This is a genomic window from Actinoplanes sp. NPDC048791, assembly GCF_040650095.1.
In the GTDB taxonomy this organism is placed as follows: domain Bacteria; phylum Actinomycetota; class Actinomycetes; order Mycobacteriales; family Micromonosporaceae; genus Actinoplanes.
On the sequence record NZ_JBEZGQ010000397.1, the window covers coordinates 1 to 7,196 of the forward strand.

At 71.4% G+C, this 7,196-nt stretch carries 9 protein-coding genes; 2 read left to right on the forward strand and 7 right to left on the reverse strand.

The genetic code is table 11. The annotated features are described in order from the left end of the window. A partial coding sequence (locus tag AB0C29_RS25680; RefSeq protein WP_360824873.1) for a response regulator occupies nt 1-309 on the reverse strand: 309 nt, incomplete at its 3' end. Nucleotides 310-343: 34 nt separating this feature from the next. Continuing rightward, nucleotides 344-2,005, reverse strand: coding sequence for a serine hydrolase domain-containing protein (locus AB0C29_RS25685; RefSeq protein WP_360824876.1), 1,662 nt, complete (start codon nt 2,003-2,005; stop codon nt 344-346). Nucleotides 2,006-2,087: 82 nt separating this feature from the next. Here AB0C29_RS25685 and AB0C29_RS25690 point away from each other — a divergent pair, with 82 nt between their 5' ends. Beyond that, a complete protein-coding gene (locus tag AB0C29_RS25690; RefSeq protein ID WP_360824879.1) occupies nt 2,088-2,879 on the forward strand; it encodes a DUF6585 family protein in 792 nt (263 codons plus the stop codon). Here the strand turns inward: AB0C29_RS25690 and AB0C29_RS25695 are convergent. Continuing rightward, nucleotides 2,876-4,087: a low temperature requirement protein A gene (locus AB0C29_RS25695; protein WP_360824882.1), complete on the reverse strand. Its 1,212-nt coding sequence runs from the start codon at nt 4,085-4,087 to the stop codon at nt 2,876-2,878. The genes AB0C29_RS25690 and AB0C29_RS25695 overlap by 4 nt on opposite strands. A 142-nt stretch (nt 4,088-4,229) precedes the next feature. Here AB0C29_RS25695 and AB0C29_RS25700 point away from each other — a divergent pair, with 142 nt between their 5' ends. Further along, nucleotides 4,230-4,676: a hypothetical protein gene (locus tag AB0C29_RS25700; RefSeq protein ID WP_360824885.1), complete on the forward strand. Its 447-nt coding sequence runs from the start codon at nt 4,230-4,232 to the stop codon at nt 4,674-4,676. A gap of 55 nt (nt 4,677-4,731) precedes the next feature. On the opposite strand, the gene AB0C29_RS25705 is transcribed toward AB0C29_RS25700, so the two are convergent. The 4 genes from AB0C29_RS25705 to AB0C29_RS25720 form a co-directional block, all read right to left on the reverse strand. Beyond that, entirely contained in the window at nt 4,732-5,307 is a 576-nt protein-coding gene (locus tag AB0C29_RS25705; RefSeq protein WP_360824888.1) for a TetR family transcriptional regulator, read from the reverse strand. 75 nt (nt 5,308-5,382) lie between these two features. Next, a complete protein-coding gene (locus AB0C29_RS25710) occupies nt 5,383-5,787 on the reverse strand; it encodes a PaaI family thioesterase (RefSeq protein ID WP_360824891.1) in 405 nt (134 codons plus the stop codon). A 55-nt stretch (nt 5,788-5,842) separates the two neighbouring features. Continuing rightward, nucleotides 5,843-6,181, reverse strand: a complete 339-nt coding sequence (locus tag AB0C29_RS25715) for a DUF4387 domain-containing protein (protein WP_360824894.1) — start codon at nt 6,179-6,181, stop codon at nt 5,843-5,845. After that, nucleotides 6,174-7,196, reverse strand: a 1,023-nt coding sequence (locus AB0C29_RS25720; RefSeq protein WP_360824897.1) for an acyclic terpene utilization AtuA family protein, incomplete at its 5' end; no start/stop codon positions are given. The genes AB0C29_RS25720 and AB0C29_RS25715, both read right to left, overlap by 8 nt.

Sequence of the window (7,196 nt, forward strand, 5' to 3'; positions counted from 1 at the left end):
GACCAGGTAGTCGTCGGCGCCCGCGTCGAGCCCGGCGACGCGGTCGGCCACCGCGTCGCGGGCGGTCAGCACGAGTTGACGCCGGGGGCGGCGCAGGGACGGGTCGGCCGCGGCACGCCGGACCAGAGCGAGCCCGTCGCCGTCCGGCAGGCCCAGGTCGAGGCACACCACGTCGTACGCCGTGGTGCCGAGCAGCTCCTCGGCGGCCGCGTAGGTCCCGGCCACGTCCACCGCGTACGCCTCGTTGCGCAGGCCCAGCGCGACGATCTCGGCCAGGTCCGGGTCGTCCTCGACCAGCAGGACGCGCATGGCACATTCCCCTTCCGCGGGCAGCGTGGTGATGTCACCGGGACCGGCTCGCAGTCGTCGTCCCGCCCGGCCCGGAGACGGTCACCTTGCCGCCGGTGAAGTCGAGGGTCACGTCCGGGCCGGTTCCGGTCGGGTCGTCCGGGCGGTACCTGTTCGTGCCGACCGGCACCAGGGGCAGGGCCGGCGGCTGGGTCGGCAGCTCCGCCCCCGCGATGGTGCTGTGCTCGTCGACCGCGTACCAGCCCAGCTGCGGACCGTCGCGGGTGGTCAGCGTGACGTACGTGCGCATCTCGCCTTCGGCGACGACAGTGCCACCGGCGGCCACCGCGGAGATCGGCCCGTGCTCGGCTTCTATGCCTTTGCGCTCCTCGCGTCCCTCGTCGGTCCGGCCGGCGAGCATGGCGAGCACGCGCTTCTCGTGCTCGCGCAGGTCGTCGGCGGAGAAGCGGCCGCGCGGCGGGAACAGCGCACCCACCGCGCCGGCGCCGGAGGCCGAGATCCTCGGCCGGTTGCCGGCCACGGTCACCTCGAACGATCCTCCCGTCTCCAGCCGGTACCTCCCGGCGATCGCGGCCGGGTCCGCACCTTCGGCCGGCGCGGTCGGCGTCGGCAGGGGATGGCCGCCCACCAGCGACGGTACCGTCGCGGCCAGCATCTTTTCGGCCGTGAGCACCGATCGGTTGGACGACATGACGATCACCTGGTCCCGTTCGGGGATCCAGAGGACCGCCACGTTGTGGCCGACGTCGCCGCCACCGCCGGCGATGGCCACGATCGGCTTGCCGTACACCGTGGCGTCGAACGCCATCCAGCCGCCCAGCGTGTACGACCGGCCGTCGCCCACCGGGTACCCCGGATCTCCGGCGAGCTTCGCCGACCCAGGCGTGACCAGCCCGCCGCGGAACAGCGCGCGGGCCCAGGTGGCCAGTTCTTTGGTGGTCATCGCCAGCGAGCCGTTGCCCTCCGTCGTCCAGTACGGACCGGCGAAGTCGCGGGACCGGGTCGGTTCGCCGTCATCGAGGTACCCGGCCGCGAAGGGCCCGGCGGGTGCCGGTCTGCCCTGCCAGAAGCCGCCGGTGACTGCGCCGCCGGGCAGCGTGAGGACCTGCGTAAGGGTGTAGTCGCGGTACGACAGGCCCGACACGGTGTCGATGATGATCGCCAAAAGCGTGTACCCGGTGTTGGAGTACGCGTCGCTCGTGCCGGGTGGAAACGCGAGCTTCAGCTTGTTGATCGCGGCGATCGCGCCGGCCCGGTCCAGCGGTTTGTCGTCGGCGCCGATCGAGCCGCTGATCCCGCTGGTGTGCAGGAGCAGCTGGCGTACCGTCGCTTTGGCCACCGGCCCGACGATCGCCGGCACCAGCTCGCCGGCCCGGTCGTCGAGGGACAGCTTCCCGGCCTCGGCGAGCTTGAGGATCGCGGTGGCGGTGAACGCCTTGCTGACCGATCCGATGCTGTACACCGTGTCGGCGGTGTTCCGGGCGCCGGTGGCGTCGTCGGCCGTACCGTAACCGGCGAGGCACTCGAACCGGCCACCGGTCGACACGGCGACGGCACCGCTGAAGCCCGCCCGCGCCCACGCGCCGAACGCCGCCTCCAGTTTGCTGTCGCACTGCGGGGCCGGAGCCGGTTCTTCAGCGGTGCAACCCGCCGTCACGGCCAGCATCAGCACCAAGGAAAGCCATCGCCTGTTCATGCCGCGACGGTAGGAGCGGGGCTGAGAACGTGATGTAAACGGCCACGCCCGCCCGCTTGACACCTGTTGCGAAGGTCAAGGCATGCCGGACGAGCTGGCGCCACAACACGGGCACGCCACGTTGCTGGGACACGAGCTGAAGCTGGGACCGGTCTTCGGCCTCTTCGTGCGCGAGACCCAGGGTCCGGCCCAGACGGCCCTCGGGATGCTGCTGATCGGGCTCGTCCTCTCGCTGTGCCTCGTACCGATCGGAGTGTCGGAGACCGGGGTCGCTCCGCTCTGGGTTGCGTGGGTGATGGTCGCCGGGGTGGTGATCCTGATCGTGCCGGTCGGGCGCTTGTTCTTCCAGCCGGGCCGGCTCTGGTGGCTCTACCTGTACGAGGGCGGGCTCGCTTCGCTCGATCACCGCGGGCAGGTGCGGGAAAGCCTGCGCTGGGACGAGGTCGGGCAGGTCGACTGGGAGTGGTCGCCGCACGAGGACGGCGGCGGCGCGAGCCTGGTCGGCTACCGGCTGCGGACCCTCGACGGGCGGGTGGTGCGACTGCCGGTCGCGTTCAAGAACCCGTACGGCTACCCCACGCTGGCCGACGCGTTGGACGCTTCCGCCGTGCAGCCTCTCGCCCGTCGCGCCCTCTCCGCGGGGCAGCCGCTGGTCTTCGGCAAGGTGACCATCGACCGGGGCGGCCTCACGTACGCGAAGAAGGCACCCCTGCGCTGGGACGAGGTCGTCGGGTGGAAGCTCGACGACGGCCAGCTCGTCCTCGAGCGGGCGACGGGCCGGCCCAAGCGGCTCGTCATCCCGATGACGCAGGTCGAGGACGGCTGGATCCTGACGCGCCTGCTGGCCGCCCGGCTGCCGCCGACGGAAAGCTAGCGGCGCCTGGTCTGGAACGCGACCACTGCCACGGTGATGAAGGTGACGGCGGCGAGCGTGGCCAGCGCGGGCCATCCGGCGCCCAGCCAGGCCAGCGGGGCCACGAGTACGGCTGCCGTCGGCAGCGCCGGATCGACCTTGCCGGTGGTACGCCACCGGAAGGCCGCCTGGGCGAGCAGGTGCAGAACCAGACCACCCACGAGCGCGGCCAGCGCAACGCCCTTGAGGGGATCGCTCAGGGAGTGCGCCTCCTCGTCTCCCACGTATTCGAGAGCCTTCTTCAGGCCCAGCGCGAGCAGCACGATCCCGGCCACGAGGGGCAGATGCAGGAAGCTGTAGGCGTCCCGGGCCAGGCCGGCGCGCCGATCCTCGGCCGCCGTGGCCAGAGCGTGCTCGCCGGCGGCCGAGCTGACGTCGAAGTACGCCCACCAGAGCGCACCGGCCAGGGCCAGGCCCAGGGTGGAGGCGACCACGATCGGCCAGGAGATCGGCAGACGGGCGACACCGACCCCGATGGCCACGATCGACTCGCCCAGCGCGATGATGACGATGAGCCCGTGCCGTTCGGCGAAGTGACCGGCGGAACGAACCCGCCATCCGCGCGCTCCGCCGAAGTACGTCCCTGCATAGTCGACGGTCAGCGCGGCCACCCACAGCCAGATGCGCGCTGTGCCGCCGGTTGCGGCGGCAGCCAGCAGCAGCGCCGTGCCGCCCAGCATCGCGGGCGTGAACCGCAACAGCTGACGGCGGAGCCCGGCGTCGCCCCGCGACAGCACGTAGAACAACAGCAGGTGCAGGGCCCGGAAGACGAAATAGCACACCGCCACGACGACCGGGCCGGAGAGCCCGCCCGGGGCGTCGTCGAACGCCTCGGGGATGGTCAGGGCCAGGACGAACATCGCCGCCATCGCCGCGAACAGGCCGATCCGCGCGATTCCCCGGTCGGCGCGGACCAGATTGGCCAGCCACGCGTACCCGGTCCAGCTCCACCACAGCAGGGCGACGACGAGCAGGCCGCGGAGCAGGCCGACCCCGCTCAGCTGCACTGCCATGGTGGCGGTGACCTGGGTCAGCGCGAAGACGAAGACCAGGTCGAAGAAGAGCTCGAGCGGAGTGACGGATCCGGTCTCCGGCATCTGCTCGGCGTCGAGCCGGATGCCCCGGCCGGGACGTGCCGGCTCGCCGGCGGAGTCCTGATCGTGGCTCACTGCGCCCCTCCTCGGGATCGGCTCGACGTGCGCTGCCGCGGACATGTAATCATGTAATCGCGACTCAGGATGCCCCGTGCCAGGGGAACGTGGCCGGGCGGGACGACGTCGAAGGCCCGTGTCGATACGCCGGATCATCATCGTGGGCCTTGTCGGGGCGGTCCTCGCCGCGGCGGTGACCATCGCCGTCATCACGGCCGGGAGGCCGGAGCCGGCGTGCGCGTGCACCGCCGAGCCCGACCTCCGGGGTCCGGCCGAGGAGGCCGCCGCACGGTTCGAGGCCCTGGTCCGGCGGTCCGATGTGTCCGGCGCCTGGGCGATGCTGACGGACGGCGCGCGGTCCCGGTACGGCGATGTCACAGGCTTTCAGCCGGTATTCGACCGTCTCGGGCAGACGCTCCACGAGGCGGACACAAATGCCGGCTGGCTCACGGTGGACCGCCGGGTGCGCTACGACGTGCCGAGCGAGGTTGTGGTCGTGCGCCGTTCGACCGGCCGGCCGCGACCGCTCTGGGCGTTGCTGGTTCTTGTGCCGCTCGGGCACGTCGGCGACGAGCGGATCGACCCGGAGGTGACGTGGACAGATTGACGTGGAGCACACCGTTCGGGTGGGGAGCACCGCGCGTCTGTGGGCCCGAGGTTGATCAGGGAAGTCGCGAGGTAGCGGGCACGATGGTGGCGAGGAGCGACATCACGCTCTCGGTGATCGTGGCCAGGTCCGTCTCCGCGCCCGCCAGCCACCGCCGGTAGGCCGGACGGAAGACCTGGACCCCCACGTTCGCCGCGAGCTCGGCGGTTTCGGGGTCGATGCCGCGCCGGCTGAGAACCTCGCTGAGCCCGGCGGCCATCTGCTGCTGTTTGACCAGGTCCCGCTCCAGCAGGTGAGCGTTCGAGGCGATCAGCGCGTCCCGCCGCTGCTGGACGTCTCGTGAGCCAATTCTCTCCCAGTCGAAACCGGCCAACGTCCGGATCACCGCCCGGAGCGGCTCCGAGACGTCGTCCGCCTGGAGAAGCTCCTGGACCAGTGCCTCGTGGAGCCCGTCCGCCTCGGCGAAGAGGACCTCTTCCTTGTCCGGGAAGTACCGGAAGAAGGTCCGGGTGGTGACGCGGGCCCGGGCCGCGATCTGGACGGCGCTGGTGTCCTCGAACCCTTGCTCGTCGAACAGTTCCATGGCGGCCTGCTTCAGCCGCTCCTCACTACCGTGTTCCCACCGGGGCATGGCGCCAAGATACCTGCCCGATGACTCGTCGTGACAACGGCGCTCGGGCGGGCGGTCCGGCCACGCGCCACCCGGTCAGCCCGGTGCTGGGCGAAGCAGGTGCACCGTCTGGATCACTCGTACGCACAGACGGCCGCCGTCGTCGTGGATGGCGACATCAACGACGACGCGTCGCTTGCCGACGTTCACCGGCGTCGCGGTGGCGGTCGCGTTGCCGATCACCGGGGCGAGGAAATGGGTGGTGGAGTCGCTGGTCGCCGGCAGGTCACCCGCGGCGCCGTTGGCCCACGCGCACACCGCGGCGCAGGCGTCGGCGAGACTCATGAGCGCGCCACCATGGATGCCGCCGCCGACGGTGGACAGCGCGGGGGTGAACGTCAGCTGCCCCACGACGCCATCCGGGGCTATCCGCTCGAACTCGACGCCGAGGGTCCGGACGAACGGGGCGGCGGCGTACACCTCGTCGGCGGTGATTGTCATGGCTGCTCCTTCATCGGCGATCAGCTGAACGGTATCGGGCCGCCGGCTCCGCGGATCAGGTCGCGGCGGACGGCAGCGGGAACAGCGCCAGCGGCACGTGGTGCTGGCCGGCGTGGATGTCGCGGTCCCGCAGGCTGCCCTGGACCACCGGCCGGGGGAACGAGATCTTCACGACGTTCAGCTCGGGGATCCGGAAGATCTGGATGGTGTCCGCCGCGACGTCGTAGAGCCGGGCGACGACCGCCGCGTCCAGATAGGTGGGATCGGCCACCGTGGCGTAGCCGGTGGCGTCGCGCATGAACAGTTCCATGGTGACCCAGAACGGTCCGGCGTTCTTCGAACGGACCTCCAGGGCCAGGTCGGCGATCGTCCGGGGACGGGCGGGCTCAGACATCGCGGTCCTCCGGCGGGTTGATGCGGAACAGGCTGGTCGGGGAGTCCACGTCCACGACGTGGTTGAGGACGAACTCGTACGCCGCCCCGCGCTCGGTCTCGGCCGGTGAGGTGGCGAAGGCGAGGCTGGGCAGGTAGTCCATGTCCGGGGTGGGCAGGTGCAGCATCAGCGGGTTGGCGATCTTCGCGACGGCCGTGGCGGTCTGCTGGTCCGGGGCGTTGACCAGGAGCATCACGCCGACCTCGCGGGGCGGCCCGGTGTCCGGGTCGAGGGCCCCCAGGACGGCGTCGTAGCCGTAGAGGCGGATGTCGAAGGCGTACTCGTCGGGGCTCAGCTTGAGGGTCTGGCCGACCCATTCGGTGATCATCCGGCGCAGCAGCGCGGCCCAGGTGGTGATCTGGCCGAGGATGTGCGGGTCGCGGATGGCGGTGAACGACATCGTCTCGTACCCGGTGATCCGGGCACCCTCCAGCTTGATGGTGTGCTGCTCGGCGGGTTCGAAGCGGGAGCCCTCGACGCGGACGCGCCGGTCGTCCAGGGCCCGGTAGGTGGCCTCGGAGACGTTGATGGTGCCGGCCGGCTCCCGCATCGAGTACGGGTTGACCGTCTCGTAGAGCATGTGCGCCGACACCGAGGTGGGGGTGCAGGCCACCGCCGGGTCGAGCGGTTCGATGGTGAAGCCGGTGGCGTCGATGGTGGCCAGGACGCCGCCGGAGCGCGGGTTGGTGGTGCACTGCCCGCCGCATTCGACGATCTTGGCGGCGTGCCAGGTGGGGCCGGCCGGCATGCCCGCCATGAGCGGATAGGCGGCGGCGACCGCGGTGTCGGTGGCCCGCCCGGCCAGCACGACGTCGGCGCCGGCGGCCAGCGCCTCGACGATCGGCTCGTGACCCATCATCCCGACGATGTGCCGGCAGCTCTCCAGGGTCGCCGGGTCGAGCTCGCCGGCCGGCCCGCAACGCCGGCCTGGACGCCGCCGAGGGCGAGTTCGTGGCGTTCCAGGACTCCGACGACT

Excerpts from the sequence above, each read along its gene's own strand:
- AB0C29_RS25685 (WP_360824876.1), bottom strand. The coding sequence starts at position 2,005 with ATGAACAGGCGATGGCTTTCCTTGGTGCTGATGCTGGCCGTGACGGCG.
- AB0C29_RS25705 (WP_360824888.1), bottom strand. The coding sequence starts at position 5,307 with ATGCCCCGGTGGGAACACGGTAGTGAGGAGCGGCTGAAGCAGGCCGCC.
- AB0C29_RS25710 (WP_360824891.1), bottom strand. The coding sequence starts at position 5,787 with ATGACAATCACCGCCGACGAGGTGTACGCCGCCGCCCCGTTCGTCCGG.
- AB0C29_RS25690 (WP_360824879.1), top strand. The coding sequence starts at position 2,088 with ATGCCGGACGAGCTGGCGCCACAACACGGGCACGCCACGTTGCTGGGA.
- AB0C29_RS25715 (WP_360824894.1), bottom strand. The coding sequence starts at position 6,181 with ATGTCTGAGCCCGCCCGTCCCCGGACGATCGCCGACCTGGCCCTGGAG.